Annotated in this window: 19 protein-coding genes and 3 pseudogenes; 13 read left to right on the plus strand and 9 right to left on the minus strand. The window is 71.5% G+C overall.

The genetic code is table 11. From position 1 onward, the window contains the following. Window positions 1-221: 221 nt before the first annotated feature. Window positions 222-686, plus strand: a complete 465-nt coding sequence (locus ACIQTP_RS13485; protein ID WP_403399396.1) for a cupin domain-containing protein — start codon at window positions 222-224, stop codon at window positions 684-686. Between the two features lie 43 nt (window positions 687-729). Here ACIQTP_RS13485 and ACIQTP_RS13490 read toward each other — a convergent pair whose 3' ends face one another. Together ACIQTP_RS13490 and ACIQTP_RS13495 are read right to left on the minus strand one after the other, a co-directional pair. Then, window positions 730-3,120, minus strand: a complete 2,391-nt coding sequence (locus tag ACIQTP_RS13490) for a SpoIIE family protein phosphatase (protein ID WP_403399398.1) — start codon at window positions 3,118-3,120, stop codon at window positions 730-732. 383 nt (window positions 3,121-3,503) lie between these two features. Further along, window positions 3,504-4,445, minus strand: a complete 942-nt coding sequence (locus ACIQTP_RS13495; protein WP_402038381.1) for an AraC family transcriptional regulator — start codon at window positions 4,443-4,445, stop codon at window positions 3,504-3,506. A gap of 188 nt (window positions 4,446-4,633) precedes the next feature. On the opposite strand from ACIQTP_RS13495, the gene ACIQTP_RS13500 reads away from it, so the two are divergent. Genes ACIQTP_RS13500 through ACIQTP_RS13520 form a run of 5 tightly spaced genes read left to right on the plus strand, consistent with a single transcriptional unit; the run spans window position 4,634 to window position 8,945 of the window. Further along, the gene (locus ACIQTP_RS13500) at window positions 4,634-6,214 is read left to right on the plus strand and encodes an ATP-binding protein (protein ID WP_403399400.1); all 1,581 of its coding nucleotides are present in this window, start codon (window positions 4,634-4,636) and stop codon (window positions 6,212-6,214) included. Beyond that, on the plus strand, window positions 6,211-6,624 hold the full coding sequence (locus tag ACIQTP_RS13505; RefSeq protein WP_402038376.1) for a roadblock/LC7 domain-containing protein: 414 nt from the start codon (window positions 6,211-6,213) through the stop codon (window positions 6,622-6,624). The genes ACIQTP_RS13500 and ACIQTP_RS13505 overlap by 4 nt, the downstream gene beginning before the upstream one ends. Next, entirely contained in the window at window positions 6,621-6,980 is a 360-nt protein-coding gene (locus ACIQTP_RS13510) for a DUF742 domain-containing protein (RefSeq protein WP_403399402.1), read from the plus strand. Before ACIQTP_RS13505 ends, ACIQTP_RS13510 begins: the two co-directional genes overlap by 4 nt. Then, a complete protein-coding gene (locus tag ACIQTP_RS13515) occupies window positions 6,958-7,563 on the plus strand; it encodes a GTP-binding protein (protein WP_402038371.1) in 606 nt (201 codons plus the stop codon). The genes ACIQTP_RS13510 and ACIQTP_RS13515 overlap by 23 nt, the downstream gene beginning before the upstream one ends. A 35-nt stretch (window positions 7,564-7,598) precedes the next feature. After that, window positions 7,599-8,945, plus strand: a complete 1,347-nt coding sequence (locus ACIQTP_RS13520) for a cytochrome P450 (protein WP_403399828.1) — start codon at window positions 7,599-7,601, stop codon at window positions 8,943-8,945. 17 nt (window positions 8,946-8,962) lie between these two features. On the opposite strand, the gene ACIQTP_RS13525 is transcribed toward ACIQTP_RS13520, so the two are convergent. The 3 genes from ACIQTP_RS13525 to ACIQTP_RS13535 all read right to left on the minus strand — a co-directional run bounded on the left by ACIQTP_RS13525 (window position 8,963) and on the right by ACIQTP_RS13535 (window position 11,527). Beyond that, window positions 8,963-10,225, minus strand: coding sequence for a cytochrome P450 (locus ACIQTP_RS13525; RefSeq protein ID WP_403399404.1), 1,263 nt, complete (start codon window positions 10,223-10,225; stop codon window positions 8,963-8,965). 226 nt (window positions 10,226-10,451) lie between these two features. Then, the gene (locus tag ACIQTP_RS13530) at window positions 10,452-10,871 is read right to left on the minus strand and encodes a DUF6114 domain-containing protein (RefSeq protein WP_403399406.1); all 420 of its coding nucleotides are present in this window, start codon (window positions 10,869-10,871) and stop codon (window positions 10,452-10,454) included. Further along, window positions 10,871-11,527: a DUF6230 family protein gene (locus tag ACIQTP_RS13535; protein WP_403399831.1), complete on the minus strand. Its 657-nt coding sequence runs from the start codon at window positions 11,525-11,527 to the stop codon at window positions 10,871-10,873. Before ACIQTP_RS13535 ends, ACIQTP_RS13530 begins: the two co-directional genes overlap by 1 nt. Before the next feature lie 663 nt (window positions 11,528-12,190). Here ACIQTP_RS13535 and ACIQTP_RS13540 point away from each other — a divergent pair. Beyond that, window positions 12,191-12,841: a Tat pathway signal sequence domain protein gene (locus tag ACIQTP_RS13540; protein WP_403399408.1), complete on the plus strand. Its 651-nt coding sequence runs from the start codon at window positions 12,191-12,193 to the stop codon at window positions 12,839-12,841. Between the two features lie 18 nt (window positions 12,842-12,859). Here ACIQTP_RS13540 and ACIQTP_RS13545 read toward each other — a convergent pair whose 3' ends face one another. Beyond that, entirely contained in the window at window positions 12,860-13,801 is a 942-nt protein-coding gene (locus tag ACIQTP_RS13545; protein ID WP_403399410.1) for a lytic polysaccharide monooxygenase, read from the minus strand. Between the two features lie 263 nt (window positions 13,802-14,064). On the opposite strand from ACIQTP_RS13545, the pseudogene ACIQTP_RS13550 reads away from it, so the two are divergent. Together ACIQTP_RS13550 and ACIQTP_RS13555 are read left to right on the plus strand one after the other, a co-directional pair. After that, a pseudogene (locus ACIQTP_RS13550) lies at window positions 14,065-14,300 on the plus strand (proprotein convertase P-domain-containing protein); the annotation flags it as partial. A gap of 77 nt (window positions 14,301-14,377) precedes the next feature. Beyond that, window positions 14,378-15,544, plus strand: a complete 1,167-nt coding sequence (locus ACIQTP_RS13555) for a damage-control phosphatase ARMT1 family protein (RefSeq protein WP_403399412.1) — start codon at window positions 14,378-14,380, stop codon at window positions 15,542-15,544. A gap of 3 nt (window positions 15,545-15,547) precedes the next feature. Here ACIQTP_RS13555 and ACIQTP_RS13560 read toward each other — a convergent pair whose 3' ends face one another. Together ACIQTP_RS13560 and ACIQTP_RS13565 are read right to left on the minus strand one after the other, a co-directional pair. Beyond that, window positions 15,548-16,813, minus strand: a complete 1,266-nt coding sequence (locus tag ACIQTP_RS13560; RefSeq protein WP_403399415.1) for a cytochrome P450 — start codon at window positions 16,811-16,813, stop codon at window positions 15,548-15,550. Beyond that, complete coding sequence (locus ACIQTP_RS13565; RefSeq protein ID WP_403399417.1) at window positions 16,810-17,712, minus strand: alpha/beta fold hydrolase; 903 nt, start codon at window positions 17,710-17,712, stop codon at window positions 16,810-16,812. Before ACIQTP_RS13565 ends, ACIQTP_RS13560 begins: the two co-directional genes overlap by 4 nt. Before the next feature lie 158 nt (window positions 17,713-17,870). Between ACIQTP_RS13565 and cyc2 the strand changes: the two genes are divergently transcribed. The 3 genes and pseudogenes from cyc2 (at window position 17,871) to ACIQTP_RS13580 (ending at window position 21,740) form a co-directional block, all read left to right on the plus strand. Then, window positions 17,871-20,204 (plus strand): germacradienol/geosmin synthase Cyc2, encoded by a 2,334-nt coding sequence (cyc2, locus tag ACIQTP_RS13570; RefSeq protein WP_403399420.1) that lies wholly within the window; start codon window positions 17,871-17,873, stop codon window positions 20,202-20,204. Window positions 20,205-20,387: 183 nt separating this feature from the next. Continuing rightward, window positions 20,388-21,009, plus strand: a pseudogene (locus ACIQTP_RS13575) (LysR family transcriptional regulator substrate-binding protein); the annotation flags it as partial. A 92-nt stretch (window positions 21,010-21,101) separates the two neighbouring features. After that, a complete protein-coding gene (locus tag ACIQTP_RS13580; RefSeq protein WP_403399422.1) occupies window positions 21,102-21,740 on the plus strand; it encodes a PDZ domain-containing protein in 639 nt (212 codons plus the stop codon). Between the two features lie 14 nt (window positions 21,741-21,754). Here the strand turns inward: ACIQTP_RS13580 and ACIQTP_RS13585 are convergent. Beyond that, window positions 21,755-22,322, minus strand: a pseudogene (locus tag ACIQTP_RS13585) (metallophosphoesterase). Between the two features lie 203 nt (window positions 22,323-22,525). On the opposite strand from ACIQTP_RS13585, the gene ACIQTP_RS13590 reads away from it, so the two are divergent. After that, complete coding sequence (locus tag ACIQTP_RS13590) at window positions 22,526-23,641, plus strand: aminopeptidase P family protein (RefSeq protein ID WP_403399424.1); 1,116 nt, start codon at window positions 22,526-22,528, stop codon at window positions 23,639-23,641. Window positions 23,642-23,648: the final 7 nt, after the last annotated feature.

Here is a 23,648-nt window from a genome sequence, read left to right on the forward strand (position 1 = left end):
CGTTGGGCCGGAGCCAATCGTGTGTCACACTCGGCCGTCAAGTGAGCGGGCATATGCCGGAGGTGGCCGACGCGGGGGTGCCGTCGCCGCATCGTCACTAGTTGGACGCGTGATGCGTGAGTTGGGTGGTATCGCACCTTCCGCATGGGGCATGGATGTTCAATGATGGTGCGCGGGCCCGCTGTTGGCGGGCTGCCTGCGTTCACACGGGGGAGGACGAGATGACGCGTGAGGTTTCCGCTGTCCGTGCCGTGCTGCGTACGGGAGTGACGGGCGCCGCGGTCTTCGGCCTGTCGGCCATGTCGCTGGTCGCCGGGACCGCGTACGCGACTCCGTCCGGACCCGGTGTCACCGCGACGGTGCTCTACCGGACCACCGTGGGGAACACGGACTACACGCTGCGGGAGATCACCATCCCGCCCGGCCAGAGCACCGGCTGGCACTACCACGACGGTCCCCTGTACGGCCTCGTGAAGAAGGGCACCCTGAGCCACTTCGACGCCACCTGCGCGCAGGACGGCACCTACCCGGCCGGCCGCACGATCACCGAGCCCCCCGGTCCCGGCCATGTGCACATCGGCCGCAACGAGGGATCGGTCCCCGTCGTCCTGGACGTGCTGTACGTCCTGCCGCACGGCTCGCCGTACTCGGAGGACGCGCCCAACCCCGGCTGCGACTTCCAGTAGCGCCCGCCAGGGCCTGTCCGGCGGATCGGGTCGCAGGACGCGATCACTCGAACGGCAGCGCCTGTTCGGCCCAGATCGTCTTTCCGGTGCCGGTGGTGCGGGTGCCCCAGCGGTCGGTGAGCTGGGCGACGAGGAGCAGCCCGCGGCCGCCCTCGTCGAAGGTGCGGGCCCGCCGCAGATGGGGAGAGGTGCTGCTGGCGTCGGAGACCTCGCAGATGAGGGTGCGGTCGCGGATGAGCCGGAGCTGGATGGGCGCGCCGCCGTAGCGGATGGCGTTGGTGACCAGTTCGCTGACGACGAGTTCGGTGACGAACGCGACCTCGTCGAGCCCCCAGCGGGTCAGCTGCTCGGTCGCGTACGACCGGGCGGTGGCGACCTCCGCCGGATCGGCGGGCAGGTCCCACACCGCCACCTCGTCGCTGTCCAGGGTGCGGGTGCGGGCCAGCAGCAGGGCCACGTCGTCCTTGGGATGCTGCGGCAGCAGCACCTGGAGCACGTTGTCGCAGGCGTCGTCCAGATTTCCGGCGGGGACCGTCAGCGCACTGCACAGCACAGCCGTGCCCGCGTCCACGTCGAGGTGGCGGGCCTCGAAGAGACCGTCGGTGTAGAGGGCGAGGACGGAGCCTTCCGGCAGGTGCAGCTCGGTGGCCTCGAAGGGGAGCCCGCCCACGCCGAGCATCGGTCCCGCGCTCACCTCGACGACCTTCACGGTGCCGTCCGGGAACAGCACGGCGGGCGGCGGATGCCCGGCTGTGGCGACCGCGCAGTGCCCGGAGACCGGGTCGTACACCGCGTACAGACAGGTGGCGCCGATCTCCGCGCCCGTCGGGCTCTCGTCGGCCGCCAGATGTCCGACCAGGTCGTCGAGGTGGGTGAGCAGCTCGTCCGGGGGCAGGTCGACGTCGGCCAGTGTCCATACCGCCGTACGGAGCCGGCCCATCGTGACGGAGGCGTGGATGCCGTGCCCGACGACGTCGCCGACGACGAGCGCCACCCGGGTCCCGGACAGCGGGATCACATCGAACCAGTCGCCGCCGACGCCCGCCCGCGACAGCGCCGGAAGGTAGCGGGAGGCGAACTCGACCGCCGCCTGTCCCGCCATCGCCTGGGGCAGCAGGCTGCGCTGAAGGGCCAGGGCGGTCGTGCGTTCCTTGGCGTACCGGCGGGCGTTGTCCACGCAGACGGCCGTGCGGCTGGCCAGCTCCTGCGCCAGCGACACGTCGTCCTGGTCGAAGGGGTCCGGACTCTCGGCGGTGAGCAGCCTCACGAAGACCGCCACCCCCAGCGTCGTACCGCGCGCCACCAGCGGTACCGCCATCAGTGAGAAGTCCCGGCGGTCCGCCTGGTGCGGCTTGGCGGCCCGGGCGCCGTGCCGGCTGAGCCATCCGTCGACGTCAGGGTCGCCGGTCCTGGTGAGCACCGCGTGTCCGGTGACCAGGGCGCGGACCGGTGGGGAGGAGGACGGGTAGACGTCCGCCGGGCCCAGGTCGATCGCCGCTTCCTGCACCCCGGCGGTACGGGATTGGTGCGCGACCCGGCGCAGCTCCACATAGGCGTCCACCGGGCCGCCGGTGGGCTCCTCGCCCTCGACCACCGAGTCCAGCAGGTCCACGCTCACGAAGTCGGCCAGCTCGGGCACCGCCAGCCGGGCCAGCTCACGGGCGGTGTGGATCACGTCCAGCGTCGTACCGATGGCGGCTGCGGACTTGCTCAGCAGGGCGAGCCGCTGCCGGGCCCGGTACTGCTCGGTGCTGTCGTAACCGGCCAGCGAGACGCCGAGCAACTGTCCGGAGGGGGCCCGCAGCGGCCACATCTCGATGTTCCAGGCGTGCATGCGCAGCCCGGAGGGGGCCCGGGTCCAGCTCTCGTAGTGGACGGGGCGGCCGGTCTCGACCACCTGGCGCAGATGGTTGAAGAAGCCGCGGCTGTGCTCCGCGTTCTCGACGGTGTCCGGGAAGTAGCGGTACAGGACCTCGGCCTCCTGGACACCCATGATCCGGCAGGCGGTGTCGTTCATCCGCAGATAGCGTTGTTCGGTGTCGAAGACCGACATCGACACCGACGCCTGCTTGAAGGCCAGCTCTCCCAGGTCGCGGCCCTGCCCGTCCGGCACCGCGGTGATCACGTATCCGGCCGGCTCCCCCTCCTGGCCCTGGAGCGGGTACGCCCGCAGGGCCAGCTCGGTCCGCCGCCCGTCCGCACGCCGTACGGCCACCACACCGTGGCCGCCGTTCGCCCGCAGCGCCCGCCAGGCCTCGTCCGGGTCCCCGTCCAGCAGGTCCGACACCGGTCGGCCGGTGACCTCCGCCGCGGTGTACCCGGTCAGCAGCTGCGCGCCCTCGTTCCAGCCGGTCACGACTCCGTGCGCGTCGACCACCACCATGGCGTCACCGGCCGTGGTTGCCCGCCCCGCATCGCCCGGCGTTTTCACCATATGTACAAGGATGGTGCGATCCGGCAGTCACATCAACCCGGAGTGGGCCGGAATCCGCCCCTGGGAAGGGTCGCTCGCGCGGCCGCCGGCAGCCTGGGGCCGACGCCGGGTCCGCACCCCCGGCGTCGTCGGTTACCGGGTGAGCGAGGTTTTGAGGGGCGCGGGGAACTGCGCGGTCAGCCCCCGCTGGCCCGCGGTCGGAGGACTGCGGGCGGCCGGGGTCGCGGGGTGCGGTCCCGGCTGGGGGTGCTTTCGCTTGCCGGGTGGGCGGGGTTTTTGGGGGCGCGGGGAGCTGCGCGGTCAGCCCCCGCTCGCCCGCAGCCAGAAGACTCTCGGCGGCCGGGGATCCAGGACGCAGCCCCGGGGCCGGCGGAATCACGGCGTTACGGCCGCCGCCCCCCGGACCGCATCTCCCGCGGAGTCACCCCGTACCGCTGCCGAAACGCCGTACTCAGCCCGCTCGCCGAGGAGAACCCCGAGGCGAAGGCCAGATCGGTGATGGTCAGGTGCTCGCAGTCGCCACACTGGAGGCGCTCACGAACCAGCCGCAGCCGCTCCTCGCGGATGAGGTCGCGCGGAGTGGTACCGGCGCGCTGCAGGGCCAGCTGGATCTGCCGCAGGGACCAGCCGAGCGCGCGCGCCATGGACGTACCGGTGAGACCCGGGTCGGCGGCGTGTTCACGGACGTAGCGGCGGACCATCGTCTCCACGTCGGTGAGTTGGCCCGCCCCGTCGGGGCGGTCGTCGCCGAGGGTGAGCATGCACAGCAGCTCGACGACGCGGTCGGAGACGGCGTTGAAGTGCGCGTCGGTGAGATGGTCCCGCTCCGCGTGCAGGTCGCTGATCATGGAGCTCACCACCCGGCCGAGCCCCCTGCTCAGATCGAGCCCCGTGGCCAGCGGCGACTTGCGGTTCAGCGGGCCGTCCATCTCGCGCGCGGGGATGGTGAGGATGAACGCGTGCGTCGACGCGTCCTGGAGACACTCGAAGGGCGCCCCGAAGCTGACGAGGGTGCCGGTGCCCGGTGTCAGCCGGGCCTCCTGGCCGTCCTGCCGCAGTACGATCTCCCCGCTGAGCGGCAGCAGTAATCGGTAGTCCTCGTCGGGGTCCTGGCGGACCTGACGGGCGGTCCTGCTGTACGCGACCTCGTCCGAACAGAACTTGACGAGCTGATAGCGCTCGGTGCGCTGGCGGACCGTCGCGCCACGGAAGTCGTCGGTGCGCGCGTACCGGTAGCCCATTCTGGACTGGTGGGACCCGACGTGCTCGCTCCAGAAGTCGGCCCGCTCGCGCGGATCCACCTCCGCGGTCGTCCGTGTTTCCACGATGTAGCTTTCCGCGGGCAACGACACCCTCAACTCCCGTGCAGCGAGCGGTAGTTACTCCACGTCAGCCTAGTGCATACAGTCCGTGCGTCCCACGGCAACTTCCTTGCGCGCGAGGGCAAGCGTTTGTGCCGTCGGGCGGCTACGGTCGTGCGACCCGTCAACTTGCATATGCCATTGAGGACTTCATGACCGAACGGATACCGGAGGCGGCGTTCTGGTGCCTGGCCGTCGGCCTGCTCGCCGTCACCGTGCTGCTGGTGCGCCAGCGCGGGATCACCGGACGGCAGCGCGGCCGGAGCGACCAGCTCGCGGACGCGCTGCGGGCCCGGGACGAGGAGCTGCGCCACCTGGTCGCGGTCCGCCTGCCCGCGCTCGAAAGTGCCCCGCACCAGGCCGCCTCCCCGACGGGTCAGCCCCTCTCCACGCCAGGTGAGCCCCGTCCCGCGCCAGGTCAGCACCGTCCCGCAGGTCCGCCCCGTCCCGCGGCCGGCGCGGCTCTCCCCGCCGGTGAGTCCCTCCACGCACCGGCCCTCCCCGCCGCAGGCCTCCTCGACGCGCGGCTGGCCGACACCGACTTCGCGAAGTGTCTCGACGGTCTCCTGGAGCGGTTCTCCGACGCCGTGCGGCACGCACAGGCCCGCGCCGACCAGTCAGCGAAGGCCGCCCTCAAGGCGTCCATGCGCTCGATCCAGGCCCTCGCCAACGAACAGCAGGTGTCCATCTCGGAGATGCAGGACCGCCACGACCACCCCGACGTGCTGCGCGACCTGCTCGAGATCGACCACACCAACGCGCAGTTCGGCCGTCGCGCGCAGGCCATCGCCGTACTGTGCGGCTCCTGGCCCGGACGCCAACGGGCCACCTCCCCGCTCATCGAGGTGGTCCGCGGCGCGACCTCCCGCATCCGCGACTACCGGCGCATCCGCATCAACGGACAGGCCGACATCGCCGTCGAGAGCCGGGCCGTCGAACCGGTCGTCCTCGCCGTCGCCGAACTCCTGGACAACGCCGCACGCCACTCGCAGCCCAACACCACCGTCGAGGTCAGCGTCCAGGCGGTGCACAACGGCGCGGTCGTGGTCATCGACGACGCGGGCGTCGGCATGGACAGCCGCGGGTCCGAGCACGCCGCCGCGCTGCTGACCGGCCGCCGCGCGGTGGACGTCACCCGCCTCGACGACCCGCCCCAGTTCGGCTTCGCCGTCATCGGCGTCCTCGCCACCCGCTACGGGTTCAACGTCTCCGTGGACACCCGCTCCCCGTACGGCGGCGTCCGCGCCGTGGTCTTCGTGCCGGCCGCGCTGCTCACCCACGCCGACCCGGTCCAGGAACCCCCGCCGCCGCGGGAACCGGCGCGCACGCCCCGGCGTACGGCCCGGACGAGCGGGCCCGCGGAGGCGACGACGGTCGGCGGACTGCCCAAGCGGCGCCGCCGCGCGCCCGTACCCCCGCCCGCCGCCGAACAGCCCCCGGCGGTACCGGGCGAACCGGCTGAACCGGCTGAACGGGCCGCACCGGCCGAGGAGAGCTTGGGCCGGTCCGCGGCGGAGAACGCCCGTCGCATGGGCGCCTTCGCGCGCGGCACCCGCTCCGCGCGGGCCGAGCAGGACACCGCACCCCCCTCACGTACCGCGGCCGCGACCTCCGAGGGAACCCAACCCCCCGACGACACGCGAACCCCCGTCGAGACCGAAACCCCCCACGACATCGAAGTCCCCCACGACATCGAAACCCCCCACGAATCCGAAGGGAACACACAGGGATGATCGCGCCCATGACCAACGAGCTGGGGTGGATGCTCGACGAGGTCCTGAAGGTACCGGAGGCGCGGCACGCCATCCTGCTGTCCGCCGACGGCATGCTCCGGGCCCACTCGGCGGACATCGGCCGCGACGACGCCGAGCGGCTGGCCGCGGGTCTGTCCGGGGTGCAGTCCATCAGCCGCAGCACCGCCGAGTTCTGCGGCAGCGCGACCGCGCCGTGGCGGCAGACCCTGATCGAGTTCGCGCACGGATACGTCTTCCTCGTCGCCGCCGGTGAGGGCACCCACCTCGCGGTGTCCACCGGCGAGGACGTGGACATGGAGGCGGTCACCTACCGCATGCACAAGCTGGTCGACCGGCTCGGCAAGGAGCTGACCAGCCCGGCCCGGCAGGACACCGGCAGCCAGGCATGACGCCCGGGCGCCGACCGGGAGGGAGGCTGGTGCGGTCGTACGTCGTCACGGACGGCCGTGCCCACCCCTCCCGCAACACCCTCGACCTCGTCACCCTGCTGATCGCCGACGACGACCTGCCGCTGACGGGGCTGAACCCGGAGAAGCGCCGGCTGATGGAGCTGTGCCGGCCCGGAGCGCTGTCGGTCGCCGAGGTGGCCGGTCATCTGGAACTCCCGGTCAGCGTCACCAAAGTACTGATCGCGGACCTGATGGACAGCGGTCACCTCGTCACCCGGGCGCCGGTACCGGCCGCCCGCCTCTCCGACGCCCGCATCCTTCAGGAGGTACTGGATGGGCTCCGCGCCCGCCTCTGACGACGTCCACCTCGGCCCGGGTGTGCAGACCGCGGTCAAACTGCTGGTCGTGGGCCACTTCGCGGTCGGCAAGACCACGTTCGTCGGCGCGCTCTCCGAGATCCGGCCGCTGCGTACCGAGGAGGTGATGACCGAGGCGGGCGCACGCGTCGACGACCTCGCCGGTTCGAGGGAGAAGACGACCACCACCGTCGCCCTCGACTTCGGCCGACTCACCCTCAGCGACGCCCTGGTGCTCTATCTGTTCGGCACGCCCGGGCAGCACCGCTTCACCGAACTCTGGAAGGACATGACCAGCGGAGCGCTCGGCGCGCTGGTGCTGGCCGACACCCGGCGGCTGTCCGAGTCCTTCGACGTCATGGGCGTACTGGAGGAGCTGGGCCTCCCGTACGCCGTCGCCCTCAACGACTTCGACGACGCCTCCGCGGCGCACGACCTGGACGAGGTGCGCGAGGCCCTCGACCTGCTGCCCTCGACCCCGCTCGTGCGCTGCGACGCCCGTGACCGGGTCTCGTCCACCGAGGCGCTGATCGCGCTCGTCGAGTACCTCATGACCCGCAGCGGCGAACTGGAGCCCGTGTGACCTCCGAACCACCACCGCCCGTACCGCCACCGTCCCTGTCACCACCGACCGGGCCACCGCCTGGCTGCCCTGCGCACGAGTCCCTGTACGGGCCCGCGTTCGCGGCCGACCCCGCCGCCGTCTACCGCCGGCTGCGTACGGCCGGACCGACCGCACCCGTCGAGCTCGCACCCGGCGTCAGAGCCACCCTCGTCACCTCCTACGACGCCGCCCTGCACGTCCTGCGCAGCCCGGAGACCTTCTCCAAGGACCCCCGCCGCTGGCGCGACCTCGCCGACGGGACCGTCCCGCCGCACAGCCCGGTCGTGCCGATGATGATGTACCGGCCCAACGCCCTGTTCACCGACGGCGAGCAGCACGAGAGGCTGCGCGGCGCGATCACCGACAGCCTCGCGCTCGTCGATCCGAACACCCTGCGCGGCTATGTGGAGCGCAGCGCCGACACCCTCATCGACCGCTTCGCGCCGCTCGGCACGGCGGATCTGCTCGGCGAGTACGCGCAGGTCCTGCCGCTGCTGGTCTTCAATCACCTCTTCGGCTGCCCGGCCGAGTACGGGGTCCGGCTGGTCGAGGGCATGTCCGGGATCTTCGACGGGGTGGACGCGGAGAAGGCCGACGAACTGCTGACCAGCACGCTGCTCGACCTGGTCGCGCTGAAGCGGGGCCACCCCGGTCAGGACATGACGTCCTGGCTGATGGCGCACCCCGCGGGCCTCACCGACGAGGAGATGATCCACACCCTCGTGGTACTGATGGGCGCCGGCACCGAGCCCCAGCAGAACCTGATCGCGAACAGCCTGCGGCTGCTGCTGTCCGACGACCGGTTCGCGGGCGATCTGTCCGGCGGCAGCCTCCCGGTGGAGGACGCCCTCGACGAGGTGCTGTGGACCGATCCGCCGATCGCCAACTACGCCGTGCACTATCCGCTGCACGACGTGGTGTACCAGGGAGCGGTGCTGCGCGCGGGCGATCCGCTGGTCGTCAGTCTCGCCGCGGCCAACACCGATCCTCACCTGACGGCCGATCAGCGAGCGGGCAACCGGGCCCACTTGGCGTGGAGCGCGGGCCCGCACAACTGCCCGGCGCAGAGTCCGGCCCGGCTGATCGCGACAGCCGCGGTGGAGAAGCTCCTCGACCGCCTCCCCGATGTCGAACTGGGCTTGCCAGTGGAAGAGTTGGCCTGGCGGCCCGGCCCGTTCCACCGCGCGCTGGTGGCGCTGCCCGTACGTTTTCCGCCCACCGCGACGCTCCAACGGCCCGAAGGCGAGCGGCAGTCGTACGCGAGCCCCCTCCCGCCTCTGGTGACCGAGCCCCCTGCCCCGGCGCCCGACCGCCCGCGGAGCGGCTGGACCCGTCTCCTGTCCTGGTGGCGCGGGGAGTGAGCGCCGAACGACAAGGCTTAGCGGATCCGGGCGGGCAAGGTGCGGTGGCCGTTGGAGATGAAGGAGTCCACCGGCTCCAACTCCGAAGCCTTCACGGCTAGTTGGAGGTCGGGGAAGCGCTCGAAGAGGGCAGGGAGGGCGATCCGGGCCTCCAAGCGGCCCAGCGGGGCGCCGAGGCAGCGGTGTACACCGTGTCCGAAGGCGAGGTGCTCCTTGTCGGCCCGGGTGACGTCGAAGAGGTCGGCGTCCTTGCCGTAGCGCTCGGGATCGCGTCCGGCGGCGGCGTACGCGGCGAGGATCGCCTCGCCCCGGCCGATCACCGTGCCGTCCGGGCCGCCCAGTTCGGCGAGGTCGAGGTCCTCCACGGCGTAGCGCAGCGGCAGGCTCGCGACGGGCGCCTCGACCCGCAGGGTCTCCTCGATCAGGTCGTCCCAGGTGGCGCGTCCGGCGCGGAGGTGTGCGAGCTGCTCGGGGTGGGTGAGCAGGGCGTGCACGGCGTTGTCGATGAGGTTGACCGTGGTCTCGTGACCGGCGCTGACCATCAGGACCAGCGTGTCGAGCAGCTCCTGCTCGCTCAGCCTGCCGTCGCCCTCGTCGCGGGACGCGATGAGGCCGGAGGTCAGGTCGTCGCCGGGCGACTCCCGCTTCTCGGCGACCAGTTCACCCAGTACGGCGTACAGCCTGGCGTAGTTCCCCGTCACCTCCTCGGGCTGCGCGGAGGTGTGGAAGATGCTGTCCACCAGGTCCCTGAGGTCCGCCCGCTTGTCCTCCGGCAGCCCGAAGAGTTCGCTGATCACCTGGATGGGGATCGGATAGCAGAACTCCTCGCGCAGATCGACGACTTCGCCGTGCTCGCCGGCCTTGGCGATGCGGTCGAGAAGGCCGTTGGTGATCTCCTCGATCCGGGGTCGCAGCGCGGCCGTGCGGCGGGCCGTGAACGCCGTGGAGACGAGGGTCCGCAGCCGCCTGTGATCGCCGCCGTACGCGGTGAACATGTTCTGCACCGCGACCCAGGTGAACAGCGGCCAGTCGGGGGAGATCTCCCCGTTGATCCAGGCGGGCCAGTGCCGGCGCGGGTCCTTGGACACCCGTGGGTCCAGGAGCAGCCGTTTGAGCAGCTCGGGGCTGCTGACCGCCCAGGCCTCGACGCCACCGGGGAGGGCGACGCGGGTCGCCGGTCCGCGCGCCCGGATACGGGCGGCTTCCGCGTGGATGTCACGGCCCGTCGCGTCCACCACCAAGGGGCTCGGGTTGCTCGTCAAGGGACTTGGGGTTCCCATCGGGAGCCTCCCTGGCGCTCGGACGTCAGTACGGCGCGTCACGCTACGCGAGGGTGGCGTTCCCCAACGAGGCCGTCCGGCGTCCACTGCGTGCGAGGACAAATTCCCTGCGCGTACCGGCAAGTTGGAGGCTCGCCCGCCTCCTGGAGCCGTCCCGTCGCAGCTCCCGCCCCGGCCGCCCAGTGCCCTGAGCTCGGCCGGGGCGGGACCCTTCCCTGCCCTCTCTCTACGCCTCGGTCGCCATCCGCTGCCGGCGGCGCCCGCGCGGCAGACGTCGCTTGCGTGGCTCCTGGTGCGGAAGCCAGCCGAAGGCCAGGCAGCTGCCGGTCGCTCCGAGGAGGAGGCCGATGAAGAAGCCGCCCAGGTTGGAGGTGAGCCAGGTGCCGAGGGAGAGGAGGATGCCGAGCAGGGAGTAGAAGAGGCGCTGCGTCGGGTTGAAGAGGATCAGCAGACCGCACAGGATCATGACCGTCGGCAGCAGATAGCCCGCCATGCCCTGCATCCCGATGTGCATGACGACCTTCAGGGACGCCTTCTCGGTGAGGAGGATCTCCGCTCCGCCCAGGGTGAGCAGCAGCCCGCCCCAGAAGGGGCGGTCCGCACGCCACTGCCGGAAGCCGGACCGCAGATCCCGGACGGCTGTCATCAGCAGCCCGAGTCGCTGAAGCTGAGCTTGAGACCGGGGAGCTTGAACACCGCGGCCGTGGTGGCGTAGTTGGTCTGCCGCAGGTTTCCGATGTGGACGGTGTCGGCCTGCTGGCTGAAGACGCCCTTGTTCCCCTGGACCCCGGCCTTGTCGAGCGTGCTCGCGTCGTTGCCGATCTCGATGTTGTTGAAGGACGCGTCGCCCGACAGCTCGGTCGAGTCGGTCGTCAGATTGGTCGCCTGCACCTTGTCCGCGCCGCCGCCCGCCCTGATGACCAGGTTCGTACCGCCCAGGTCGACGCTCTGGCACAGCTTGGTGAGCGTCGCGTTCTTGATCGCGGAGGTGACGACGAGGACCTGGCCGCCGGTGTCGCCGGCGTTCGGGCTGCCGTCGGCCATGTTGTCGAGGTTGCCGAACTGCTCGAAGCCGGTGCCGTTGAGTTCGGTGGCCGTGACCGTGAACGGCATGCCGGAGATGGCGAATTGCACCCCCAGAGCGCCCTGGGCGGTGAGGATCATCAGTCCCGCGGCGACCGCGGTGGCAGGCACCGCCATCACCGCGGCGCGGCGCAGGCGGACCCGCCCACGTCTGCCGGAACCGCTTTCGTTCTCGGGGGTCGAATCGGGGGACGCCGTGGCGTCCGAGGACGAGGCCATGTTCTGCTCCCTGGGCATAGTCATGCAGGTGGGGCTTCAACGGGCACGTTGTCCTGGCGCGGACAGCGGCTGCCGCGCATGCCTCCTCACAACTCCCGGCGGTCGCAAGGGCTTTCTCATTACGCAGCAGTAGCCGACCTGGAAGTTACCGGGGGTTACATTCGTGGGTCAAGAGACTTGTGGAAAAGGGATGTCGGTTGTGTGTCAACTGTGGAGGCCCGGTCGCGCTGACCTCGCACTTGGGCCCGCGACGACCTCGTAGCCGCGTCCGCCGGTGCCTCGTGCCTGGAACCGTGCTGACCTTCAACTTCCTTGCTCCGCCTTGACGTTGACCACCCATCAGGTCTACAACTCTGCCTTGATTCCCTTGGGTCCGTGGCGCCGGATCCGATGCGCGGCACGTACGCCACCTCCTGGACCCCCCGCTCCTCGCGGGGCGGCCGTGGCACGTCTGAACGTGCGGTGCGCTCCAACGCTGAAACCACCTCCCCCCGCGGCACCGGCACGGCACTTTCCCCCCTGAGCCGTGTCCGGTCGCCCGGCTTCCGCTGCCGGTCCGTGACGTAAGGAGAAGGCGTCACGGACCGGCAGCGGTCCGCCGGACGGCATGTCCGCGACGGCCTCGTACCCACCCGCACCCCCGTCTGAGAAAGAGGCACCCCCATGCGCACTCGATCCCTGCTCGCCCTCCTCGGTACCGCCGCCGCGCTCTCGGTCTCCGCGATCGCCCCCGCCTCCGCGGACGACACCCCCGTGCTCACCGCAGGCGGAGCCGCCGTCGCCACCGGTGACGTCCTCACCGCCTCACTGGCGAGCGGCACCGCCGCCACGCTCTACTCCAGCGCGACCGGCACGAGCGGTGTCTCCTGTGCCGCGTCCACCTTCACCGCCTCCGTCACCGACAACCCGACGGCCCCCGGCACGGCCACCGAGTCGCTCAGCGCCCACACCTTCGGCAGTTGCACCAGCAATGTCATCGGCGTGCTCGGCGTCACCAGCGTCACGGTCAACAACCTCCCGTACACCACCACGGTCGCCTCCGCCGGCACGGTCACCGTGACCCCCGCCGCCGGCTCCACCATCCAGACCACGGTCGTGCTGCGCACCCTGCTGGGCAGCATCAACTGCGTCTACCAGGCGCCCAGCCTGACCGGTACGGCGAGCAACACCGACAACAGCATCACCTTCACCAACCAGGCGTTCGCGAAGTCCTCGGGCTCGTCGCTCTGCTTCAGCAGCGGCTACTTCACCGCGAAGTACGCGCCCGTCTCCGACACCACCCAGTCGGGCAGCCCCGCGGTCACCGTCAACTGACCGAACCCGGACGGCCGATCACCGGCGGCGTCGCAGCGTGATGGCGACGCCCGCGGTGAGCAGGAACGCGACCGCTCCCCCTGCCCCGGCGACGAGGGGGAGCGTGTTGCTGCCGCCGGACGAGCTGTCCGCGGCCGGCGCGAGATGGTCGGGCGCGGTCACCTCCGTCGTCGCCGCGGTGGTCTGCGGGGCGGGCGACGGCGACTGGCCGGTGGGGGTGGCCGTGGTGGTGGACGGCTTTTGGCTCTGCTGAGCCTTCCGGCCGGCCGTGGGTGTCGTACGCGCGGGGGACGAGGTCGTCGGCGCGGCGGCCCCGCCGCCGCCCCCGCTCGGGAAGACCACGTCCGAGCACGAGTAGTACGTGTCGGTCGTGCTCGTGTTCTGCCAGATCGTGTACAGCATCTGCCGGCCGGTCCGGTCGGCGGGCAGCGTGGCCTTGATCCGGTAGGCGCCGTTCACCAGCGCCGGATCGGTGGCCGTGGCGAACGGTTTCGTCGGCAGATCGGACCACTTGAGGGGCTTCGTCGGGTCGTACCCGGGCTTGGACAGATACAGCGTGAAGGTTCCCGTGTGCGGAATCGTCGAACTGTAGGTGAGCGTGAAGGTCGCGCCCGGTGTCATCCGTGTCGAGGGCCAGTCGGCGCGGGCCAGGTCCAGTCCCTTGTAGGCGGGCAGACCCCCGCTGCACAGCTGCCCGTTCGGGATCACCTGACGGTCCCGGCCGCCCACACCGGCGACCCGGAGGTTGTCCCAGGCGGTGAAGGGCGCGCCGTTCGCCGCGATCGCCGCCTTGCAGGCCTCCGTACCGGTGTTGCCGCCTTCCGGTGAGCAGGCCACCACCCGGCTGACCGGATCCGTCGGCGCACCGTGCGCCTGGACCGGACCCACGGCCCACGTCAGGAGAAGCAGCGGGGCCGCCACGGCGACAGCGGCCGCGGTGGCGGTGCGGTGTGCGGTCATCCGGTGGGTCTCCTCGCGGGGTGGGGGCGGCGGGTGCGGCCGTACGGCATCGCGCGCAGGCGTGGCCGCACCGTGAAGTACGGGGACACGGGGTCATGCGTTCAGATGCGCGAGCCAGGTGAAACCGGGCACTCCCGGCCAACTGGGAGTCCTTGGGGGCGGTTACCAGCCAGATCGAGGGTTTCCCCTGTATCCGTATTACCTGGGCTTTGCCTATCGTTCGGGCACAGCCGACCCACAGGCACCCCCTGACAGGTCGCTCGCTCGGCGTCGACATCACCCACACCTACCGCGGCGACCTGGTGATCGACCTGGTCGCCCCGGACGGCTCGACGTACGCCTGAAGTCCTCCAGCACCTCGGACTCCGCGGACGACGTCAACACCGCCTACACGGTCGACGCGTCCGGCGAGACCGCGAACGGCACGTGGAAACTCCGCGTCCAGGACGTGGCCGCGTCGGACACCGGCAAGCTCAACAGCTGGAAACTGACCCTCTGAGCGCGGCCCACGGGGGGAGGGGCGGCCCACGCGCGGCGTGGGCCGCCCCTTTCGGCTCGGCCGGTACCGTGAGCCACATGTCTGAACCCGTCGACGCGCCCGTGATCCTCAGCGACGAGCCGGGCTCGTTCCCCTGGAGCGTGCTGGCCGAGCGGCATCCGGCCCTCGTCCGGAAGGTCCGGGACGTCTTCCCCTACGGCCCCGAGCAGCACCGCGCGCTCGACGCCCTGCTGAAGAACGCCACCGAGGGCGTCATCGAACCGCTCGGCAAGCGGGCGGCGGACCGAGAGCAGTGGGAGCGGTGGGGCGGCGAGGAGTACGCAGGCCGCTCCTGGTTCGACGTGCCCTTCCTCTGGTCCGAGAGCTACTTCTACCGCCAACTCCTCGAAGCCGTCGGTTACTTCACCCCAGGCCCCTGGCAGGGCATCGACCCCTTCCGTCCCTTCAAGCTCGCGGAGCTCGACACCCCGGAGGCGGACGAGGAGCTCGCCGCGCTCGACCTGCTCGCCGGGCGCCCGGTCGAGGAGCGGGAGGAGGCGCTGCTGCACGGCTCGCTGTGGGGCAACCGCGCGGACCTCGGCTTCCGCCTCGCCGCCACGGACGGGGAATCGGACGCCGATGCCCAACTGGTCGCCAATGAAGGCGAGTCGCTGCGGTCCCTGTACGCGGGCGGCACCCTCTGCCTGGTCGCGGACAACTCCGGCCGGGAACTCATCCCCGATCTGCTCCTGATCGACCATCTGCTCCACCACCGCCGCGTCGGGCGGGCGCTCCTGCACGTGAAGCCGTACCCGTACTACGTGTCCGACGCCACGACCGCCGACGTGGTCGACGCCCTGCGCCACCTCACCGGGGCGAAGGGGGCGGCGGGCGAGTCCGGCCACCGGCTGTGGGCGGCGATGACCGACGGTCGCCTCACCGTCCGCGCCCACCCCTTCTCCTGCGCCCCGCTGCCGTACGCCGACATGCCCGACGACCTGCGCCGGGAGTTCGCCGGGGCCGACGTGACCATCGTGAAGGGCGACCTGAACTACCGCCGCCTGGTCGGCGACCGGCGCTACCCCGCCACCACCCCTTTCACGGAGCCCACCGCGTACTTCCCGGGCCCGGTCGCCGCCCTGCGCACCCTCAAGTCCGACGTGATCGTGGGCCTGGACGCCCGCACGGAGGCCGCCCTCGACGCGGCCGAGGGCGGGCGCTGGCGCACGAGCGGCACACACGCCCTGATCCAGGTACGAGCCTGAGGGTCAGCCGGCCTCCAGCGGCAGCGACTTGATCCCGTTGATGAAGTTCGAGACGAGGCGTCGGGGAGGGCCGGCGGCTCGCAGCACGGGCAGGGCCCGCAACGTCTCCTCGAGGAGCACGCGCAGTTGCAGGCGGGCGAAGTGCGCGCCGAGGCAGACATGCGGGCCGTCGCCGAAGGAGACATGGGGGTTGGGGGAGCGCGTCAGGTCGAGCCGCTCCGGATCGGTGAAGACGCGCTCGTCATGGTTGGCCGAGGCGTGGAAGACGACCACCTTGTCGCCCGCGCGGATGCGCTGCCCGGCCAGCTCGGTGTCCAGGGCCGCCGTACGACGGAAGCTGAGCACCGGCGGATGCAGGCGCAGCAACTCGTCGACGGACGGGCCGAGTTCGAGGCCACCGGCGCGCAGAGTGACGTAGGCGTCCGGGTGGTGGGCGAGTGTCAGGAGGCCACCGGGAGCCGCGCTGCGCACGGTGTCGTTGCCCGCGACGGTGAGGAGGAAGAAGAACATCTCCAGCTCGGCGGGCGTGAGTTCGAGGTCGGCGGCGAGGGTGGTCATGACGTCGTCGCTCGGATGGCGCTTCTTGTAGAGGGCCAGCTGGTGCGCGTACGCGAACATGTCCCGCAGCATCGCCGGGGAGCGCGGATTGACCGGGCGGCCGCGCGCGTCGAGCACGGGCTCGCCCGCCTCGTCGGGGTCCTGGTAGCCGATGACGCGCTGTGTCCAGTGCAGCAGCAGGCCACGGTCGCGCTCCGGAACGCCCAGCAGGTCGGCGAGGTTGAGCAGGGCGTACTCGTCGGTGACGGTGGCGACGAGATCGAAGACGCCGTCGCCCGCGCGGGCCTCGGCCACCGCCTTTTCGAGCAGGTCCCTGGCCCGGGCGCGGACGACCGACGCGAAGTGCTCGACCCGGCGCGGCGTGAAGGCGCGGCTGACCAGACGCCGTAACCTGCCGTGGTCCGGCGGATCCTGATTGAGCATCATGCGCCGGATGAAGGGCAGGTCGTCCGGGTCGGGATCGCGGATCTGGGTCGCCCCGAGACACGAGGAGTACGTCGTCGAGTCCTTCAGCACCCGGACCACGTCCGCGTGCCGGGTCACCGCCCAGAAGCCGGGCCCGGCCGGCCAGCCCAGCACCTCGGACTCGTCCTGCCAGGCCACGGGGTGATGGTCGCGGAGGGTGCGGTAGGCGGCGTGCGGGACCCCGTCGGCGTACCGCCGGGGGTCGAAGACGTCGGGGACGGGCGGGGCACTCTCGCGTACGCTCACGCCGGCTCGCCCCCGCCCTCGCCCGCGGCCACACCCAAGCCGCCGCTCGTGACCTCGCCCTCGTCGCCGTTCGTGACCTCGCCCTCTTCGTCTTCCGTGGTGTCCTCGTCCTCGCCGCTGCCCCAGCCCGCGTCCTGCGAGCGCAGGAAGGCCTCCACGACGCGGATCAGGTCCAGCGGGCTCTCGTCCATCGCGTAATGGCCCGCCCACGGCAGCTCGAACAGCTCCGCGTCCCGGTACCAGCACATCCAGGTCTCCCGCATCAGACCGGCGGACAGCGCGGGATCCAGCGCCCCGGTCACCGCCAGCGCGGGTACCGTCGCGCCCTCGACCTCCGTGTGGAAGTCCTCGCCGGCCCAGGAGTCCAGATAGGCGCGGAACGCCTTGGTGTCGCTGAGCTCCAGCGAGCGCGCCACCATCCGGTCGAGCCACGCGGCGGGCAGCCGGCCGCCGGTCGTGAAGTCGATGATGGCGCGCCGGTTCTCCGGCTTGTGCGCCGCGTCCGCGAACAGCTCCCACTGGTCCGCCGGCAGCGGCAGCCCGGACGCGGGCACCGGCGAGACCCCGACGAGTCGGCGCAGCCGGTCCGGGGCGAGGGCCAGCAGGCGCTGGGCGACGGCGGCACCCATCGAGTGGCCGACCACCGAGAACCGCTCCCAGCCGAGCCGGTCCGCCAGCTCGACCACATCGGCTGCGGCCTCGGCGGTGGTGTACGCGCCGACCGCGTCCTTCGCCTGCCCGTAGCCGCGCAGATCGACCAGCGCGTACTGGAACGTGGCACGGTCGAGATCCGGGACCACCGCCGCGTAGGCGGACCGGTCGGCGAACCAGCCGTGCACGGCGATCACCTTGTGGGCGCCGTCGCCGTGCACTTCATGGGGGAGTACGAAGGAGGTCATACGACCACGGTGGCCCGGCGGGTGCGGGTCGGCAAGAGCGCGCGTCGGACCGTCCCCGGGGCCCGAGCCGTTGACCGGAAAAGGGGTAAATTCACGCGATGGTGTGATCATGTCCCGCCCGGCGGATGCCTCCGGAGGGCCCTGGGTAGGGCCCGGCCATGACGCAGCCGTTCGAACTCCCGCACTTCTACATGCCGTATCCCGCGCGGCTGAACCCGCACCTCGACGAGGCGCGCGCCCACACGGTCGAATGGGCCCGTGGGATGGGCATGTTGGAGGGCTCCGGCATCTGGGAACAGTCCGACCTCGACGCGCACGACTACGGGCTGCTCTGCGCGTACACCCACCCCGACTGCGACGGCCCGGCACTCTCGCTCATCACCGACTGGTACGTGTGGGTCTTCTTCTTCGACGACCACTTCCTGGAGACCTTCAAACGCACCCAGGACCGCGACGGCGGCAAGGCCTACCTGGACCGGCTGCCCCTCTTCATGCCGCTGGACCTCTCGACCCCCGTACCGGAGCCGGAGAATCCGGTCGAGGCGGGGCTCGCCGACCTCTGGGCGCGCACGGTGCCCGCGATGTCGGTGGACTGGCGGGGGCGGTTCGCGGTGTCCACGGAGCACCTGCTCAACGAGTCGATGTGGGAGCTCTCCAACATCAACGAGGGGCGGATCTCCAACCCCGTCGAGTACATCGAGATGCGCCGCAAGGTGGGCGGCGCCCCCTGGTCGGCGGGGCTCGTGGAGTACGCGACGGCCGAGGTGCCCGCCTCCGTCGCGGGGACGCGCCCGCTGCGGGTGCTGATGGAGACGTTCTCCGACGGGGTCCATCTGCGCAACGACCTGTTCTCCTACCAGCGCGAGGTCGAGGAGGAGGGCGAGCTCAGCAACGGCGTCCTCGTGCTGGAGACCTTCTTCGGCTGCTCCACCCAGGAGGCCGCCGAGACCGTCAACGACATCCTCACCTCACGCCTGCACCAGTTCGAGCACACGGCCCTCACCGAAGTGCCCGCGCTCGCCGTGGACAAGGGGCTCACCCCGGACCAGGTCGCCGCCGTCGCCGCGTACACCCAGGGGCTCCAGGACTGGCAGTCGGGCGGCCACGAGTGGCACCTGCGCTCCAGTCGCTACATGAACGAGGGCGCGGTGGAAGACAGCCGCCCGCTCGGCCTCGCCGAGTTCGGCACCTCGGCCGTCGACGTCGGCGCCCTGCTCTCCGCGGCCGGGGCGCAGCGGCTGCGTCGCTACACCCATGTCCCGTACCAGAAGGTCGGCCCGTCCCTGCTCCCCGACTTCTACATGCCCTTCGAGCTTTCCCTCAGCTCCCACCTGGACGGCGCCCGCGACCGCCTCACCGGCTGGATGTACGAGAAGGGCATGCTCCAGGAGGGCGTCTGGGACGAGGACAAGCTGGAGGCGTACGACCTTCCGCTGTGCGCCGCGGGCATCCACCCGGACGCGACCGAGGAGTCTCTCGACCTCGGCTCCCAGTGGCTGGCCTGGGGGACGTACGGCGACGACTACTACCCGCTCGTCTTCGGGCAGCGCCGTGACCTGGCGGCAGCCAAGACGACCACCGAGCGCCTCTCGGCCTGCATGCCCATCGACGGTGAGCCGACCCCGGTCCCGGTCAACGCCATGGAGCACGGCCTCCTCGACCTGTGGGAGCGCACGACGGCGACGATGACGCCGGACGCGCGGCGCAAGCTGCGCGGTGACGTGGACAAGATGACGGAGAGCTGGGTGTGGGAGCTGTCGAACCAGCTCCAGCACCGCATCCCCGACCCGATCGACTACCTGGAGATGCGCCGCGCCACCTTCGGCTCCGACCTCACCCTGAACCTGTGCCGCCAGGGCCACGGCCCCAAGGTCCCGCCGGAGGTCTACCGGAGCGGTCCCGTCCGGTCGTTGGAGAACGCGGCCATCGACTACGCGATGCTGATCAACGACGTCTTCTCGTACCAGAAGGAGATCGAGTACGAGGGCGAGGTCCACAACGCCATCCTCGTCGTGCAGAACTTCTTCGGCTGCGACTACCCGACCGGTCTCGGCATCATCCACGACCTGATGACCCAGCGCATGCAGCAGTTCCAGCACGTCGCCGCCCATGAACTGCCCGTTCTGTACGAGGACTTCAAGCTCTCGCAGGAGGTGCGCGGGATCATGGACGGCTATGTGGTGCAACTCGAGAACTGGCTGTCCGGAATCCTGAAGTGGCACCAGGACTGCCACCGTTACGGCGCCGAGGACCTGGCCCGCCGCGCCCACGGCTTCCTGCCGGACCGGGCCCCCGCGGTCCCGTTCCCAGGGACGGGGGCCGGGACCGTGCCGGGGAACGGTCCGCACGACGTGGCGGAGACCGAAGCCCCGCCGGACCTCACTCCCCGGACCGCAGCAGGCGCCACCCCGTCGTTCACCCTGCCGAAGGGAGTGGGAGCCGCGGCGGAGTTCACCCTGCCGACGGCTGAGGCGGCGTCCGCTCCGAACTGACGTCGGCACTGACGACCGCCCCGGTGTCCGCCCCGGCGTCTGCACCGGTGTCCGTACGGATGTCCGTCGTCCCGGCGAGGCTCGACTCCACGTTCGCCCTGGCCGTCACGGAGAGTCTCGCCAGGAGCTCTCCGGCGGCCACGGTGACGGCGCGGACCTCGTCGGCGAGCGCCGCGTCGGAGACGGATGGCGGGGGCGCCCGAACACGGGCTGACGCTCGCGGCGACACCGACGGCGCTCGGTTCGCGCGCTCGCCGCGCTGCCCGCCGCCGGGGTGACCCTGCGGGTGCTGGCCCGCGAGGAGATCCCCGCCGCCGTCGCGGCGGGCGGGGCGGACCTGGGCCTGGTGGACGGACTGACGGCGCCCAACGACCCCCTGCTCCATCCCGACGTGGCCCCGCTGACCACGTACGGCGTCGGCGAGGAACCCGTCTGTGTGCTGCTGCCCAGGACCCATCCGCTCGCCGGGCGCGACGGGCTGCGCCTCGCCGATCTCGTCGACGCCCGCTGGCTGGACGCCCCCGGCGCGGGACTGCCCCTGGCCCACCTCCGCCGGGCGAACGGCAGCGGGGGCTTCCGTCCGGCCCTGCGTTACGAGGGCACCGACGTGCGCACCCTCACCGCCCTGGCCGCCGCCGGGCACGGCCTCACCCTGCTGCCGCGGGCCGCGGCCACCGGCGTCCCCGGAGCGGTGGCCGTCCCGCTCGTGGCGCCGCGCCTGGTGCACCGGACGGAACTGGTGCACAGCGGGTCGCCGCGCGGAGCCGCCGCGGCCATGGCGGACAAACTTCTCGAACGTGTTTGACAGTCTCACTCGTTCGTGAATCGTCGTGCGCCGGAGCGCAGGGTAGAGCAAGAGCCGGGGGCGGTCCGTAGAGCATCTGCCGGAGGCGATCCATGGAACAGGCCGCACTGCGTCCCAAACCGATGCCCGGTCAGGATCCGGGCGGTGACGGGCGTCCGACCGGCACCACCAAGCACCCGCACGCCGCGCGACGGCGTGGCAGGCGGCTGATGTCCCTGCTCTTCGGTCTCTTCGTCGGGGCCGTGCTGGTCCTGTCGGGCGTCGGACTCGGGACCGTAGGCGCCACGGTGATCGGTATGAGCAAGCTGGCGGACTTCCAGAAGAGAGCGGGGGCGGCGCAGGGACCGTCCGGCCGGGCGTCCCAGCCCGGGCAGGTCTCCGGCGCCCCGCAGGCCGGTGGCACCAAGTCGCACTCCGGCGGCGGGAGTCCGGTTCCTTCGACGGCGCCGGAGCCCGCGCTCGAGAAGGCCACGCTCGGCATCGAGGCCGTCGACGCCCCCCACGGCGGGGGCGCGCTCGTCGTCGGTGTGCACATCCCCGGCCCGGGCTACACCGCGGGCCTGGTCCGCGGTGACACCCTGATCGCCTTCGGCGGGGCACCGCTCGGCTCGGCCGCCGACCTCGCGCGGGCGGTCTCGGCCGCGGCCCCCGGGACGACGGTCACGCTCGGCGTGCGCCACGCGAACGGCGACCACCAGCAACTGTCCACGGTCCCGGGCATCGTGACCTGAGGCAGGCGAGTCGGTCAGGCGGTCCTGAAGTGGCTGGTCAGCCGCCCGTCGTCGGCCAGTACATGAAACGCGAACCCAGGGGGCGCGTCCCGGTCGCCTGCGCTCCAACAGCGCGGCCAGGGAATCCGGCCGGCGCAGCTGGTAGGCGTCCGGGTGGGGGTACCTCCCACGTCCTCAAGGCAGTGGGGGAGGATGGTGCAGTGCCACCGGCGGATGGTGGAAGGCGAGCAACGCCGGTACGGCTCTGCCCAGTTCGTCGAGCGTCGTCTCGATCCAGGCGTACGTCTCCTCGTCCAGCTCTCCTTCGTCCTGGCCCGGAATGCTGGAGTCGCACATCAGGACGGCCGCGTCGTCGAAGACGTGGATGCTGTTGACCGGCCCCTCGGACGCGGGCTGCCCGAGCAGACGCGCCGCCTCCTCGTACTCCGCCTCCGTGCCGTGGTCCGCGATGTCGCCGGTCACCAGCAGGGCGTCCACCCGCCCCGGCAGCTCCCACGGCCGGTCCCGCACCCGCTCCGCCCGCTCCGTCGCCCGCCGGGTGCCGTCGAGATGCAGATCGCTGACGTGTGCCAGTACGAGCATGGCCTGGGGCCTCCCTCTGACATCCCTGGAAGTTAATGGAACATCTGCATAGAACCATTAATGCTAATGGACTGGAAATGCTCAACCGTTAGTTGAGCTCCCGAAGTGACGCCATGGCCGCAACCGGCTCGCGTCCGCATCGGCGAACGGGCAGGATGCTGCCCGTAGCCCCTGGGGGAAACTCCGGACAGACGGAGGCATGGATGACCGGCACGCCCGCGCCCTTCACCGCCGGTGACTACGGGGCCCGTATGCGGCGCGCGGCCGAGACCGCCGCGGACGCGGGACTCGACGGCGTCCTGATCGCGCCCGGGCCCGATCTGGTGTGGCTGACCGGCTACCGGCCCGTGGAGACCGAACGCCTCACCCTGCTGGTGCTCAGGGCCGGACAGGACCCCGTGCTGGTCGTGCCGACCCTGGAGGCCCCGGACGCGGCGGCGGCGGCCCCCACGCTGGCGCTGCGCGACTGGACCGACGGCAAGGACCCGTACGAGGCGGCCGCGTCCCTGGTCGGGAGCGACGGCCGCTTCGGCGTCAGCGACAACGCCTGGGCCCTGCATCTGCTCGGCCTCCAGCGGCGGCTGCCGGACACGCGGTACGTGGCCCTCACCGAAGCCCTGCCGATGCTGCGGGCGGTCAAGGACGCGGCGGAGGTGGCGCGGCTGGCGGAGGCAGGGGCGGCAGCGGACGCCGCGTACGAGGAGATCCGGAAGGTGCCCTTCGCGGGGCGCAGGGAGGCCGAGGTCGCCGCCGACCTCGCCGGGCTGCTGCGCCATTTCGGGCACTCCCAGGTCGACTTCACCATCGTCGCCTCGGGCCCGAACGGCGCCAACCCGCACCACGAGGCGGGCGAACGCGTCATCGAGCGCGGAGACATGGTCGTCCTCGACTTCGGCGGCCTCAAGCACGGCTACGGCTCCGACACCTCCCGCACGGTCCACGTCGGCGAGCCGGACCTCGAGGAGCGCCGGGTGCACGACGTCGTGCGCGCGGCCCAGGAGGCGGGCGTCGCGGCGGTCCGCCCGGGAGCAGCCTGCCAGGACGTCGACCGGGCGGCCCGCGCCGTCATCACCGAGGCGGGATACGGCGAGTACTTCATCCACCGCACCGGGCACGGCATCGGCGTCACCACCCACGAACCGCCGTACATGATCGAGGGCGAGGAACTGCCCCTCGTGCCCGGGATGTGCTTCTCCGTGGAGCCCGGCATCTATCTGCCCGGCCGCTTCGGGGTGCGCATCGAGGACATCGTGACGGTGACCGAGGAGGGCGGATGGCGCCTCAACACCACGTCCCGCGAGATGGCGATCGTCGACTGACCGGCCA

Origin of the sequence: Streptomyces sp. NPDC090798 (assembly GCF_044768965.1) — a bacterium.
In the GTDB taxonomy this organism is placed as follows: Bacteria; Actinomycetota; Actinomycetes; order Streptomycetales; family Streptomycetaceae; genus Streptomyces.

Coding starts and splice junctions, on each gene's coding strand:
- ACIQTP_RS13485 (WP_403399396.1), top strand. CDS start 222: ATGACGCGTGAGGTTTCCGCTGTCCGTGCCGTGCTGCGTACGGGAGTG.
- ACIQTP_RS13490 (WP_403399398.1), bottom strand. CDS start 3,120: ATGGTGAAAACGCCGGGCGATGCGGGGCGGGCAACCACGGCCGGTGAC.
- ACIQTP_RS13500 (WP_403399400.1), top strand. CDS start 4,634: ATGACCGAACGGATACCGGAGGCGGCGTTCTGGTGCCTGGCCGTCGGC.
- ACIQTP_RS13505 (WP_402038376.1), top strand. CDS start 6,211: ATGATCGCGCCCATGACCAACGAGCTGGGGTGGATGCTCGACGAGGTC.
- ACIQTP_RS13510 (WP_403399402.1), top strand. CDS start 6,621: ATGACGCCCGGGCGCCGACCGGGAGGGAGGCTGGTGCGGTCGTACGTC.
- ACIQTP_RS13515 (WP_402038371.1), top strand. CDS start 6,958: ATGGGCTCCGCGCCCGCCTCTGACGACGTCCACCTCGGCCCGGGTGTG.
- ACIQTP_RS13525 (WP_403399404.1), bottom strand. CDS start 10,225: ATGGGAACCCCAAGTCCCTTGACGAGCAACCCGAGCCCCTTGGTGGTG.
- ACIQTP_RS13530 (WP_403399406.1), bottom strand. CDS start 10,871: ATGACAGCCGTCCGGGATCTGCGGTCCGGCTTCCGGCAGTGGCGTGCG.
- ACIQTP_RS13535 (WP_403399831.1), bottom strand. CDS start 11,527: ATGGCCTCGTCCTCGGACGCCACGGCGTCCCCCGATTCGACCCCCGAG.
- ACIQTP_RS13540 (WP_403399408.1), top strand. CDS start 12,191: ATGCGCACTCGATCCCTGCTCGCCCTCCTCGGTACCGCCGCCGCGCTC.
- ACIQTP_RS13545 (WP_403399410.1), bottom strand. CDS start 13,801: ATGACCGCACACCGCACCGCCACCGCGGCCGCTGTCGCCGTGGCGGCC.
- ACIQTP_RS13555 (WP_403399412.1), top strand. CDS start 14,378: ATGTCTGAACCCGTCGACGCGCCCGTGATCCTCAGCGACGAGCCGGGC.
- ACIQTP_RS13565 (WP_403399417.1), bottom strand. CDS start 17,712: ATGACCTCCTTCGTACTCCCCCATGAAGTGCACGGCGACGGCGCCCAC.
- cyc2 (WP_403399420.1), top strand. CDS start 17,871: ATGACGCAGCCGTTCGAACTCCCGCACTTCTACATGCCGTATCCCGCG.
- ACIQTP_RS13580 (WP_403399422.1), top strand. CDS start 21,102: ATGGAACAGGCCGCACTGCGTCCCAAACCGATGCCCGGTCAGGATCCG.
- ACIQTP_RS13590 (WP_403399424.1), top strand. CDS start 22,526: ATGACCGGCACGCCCGCGCCCTTCACCGCCGGTGACTACGGGGCCCGT.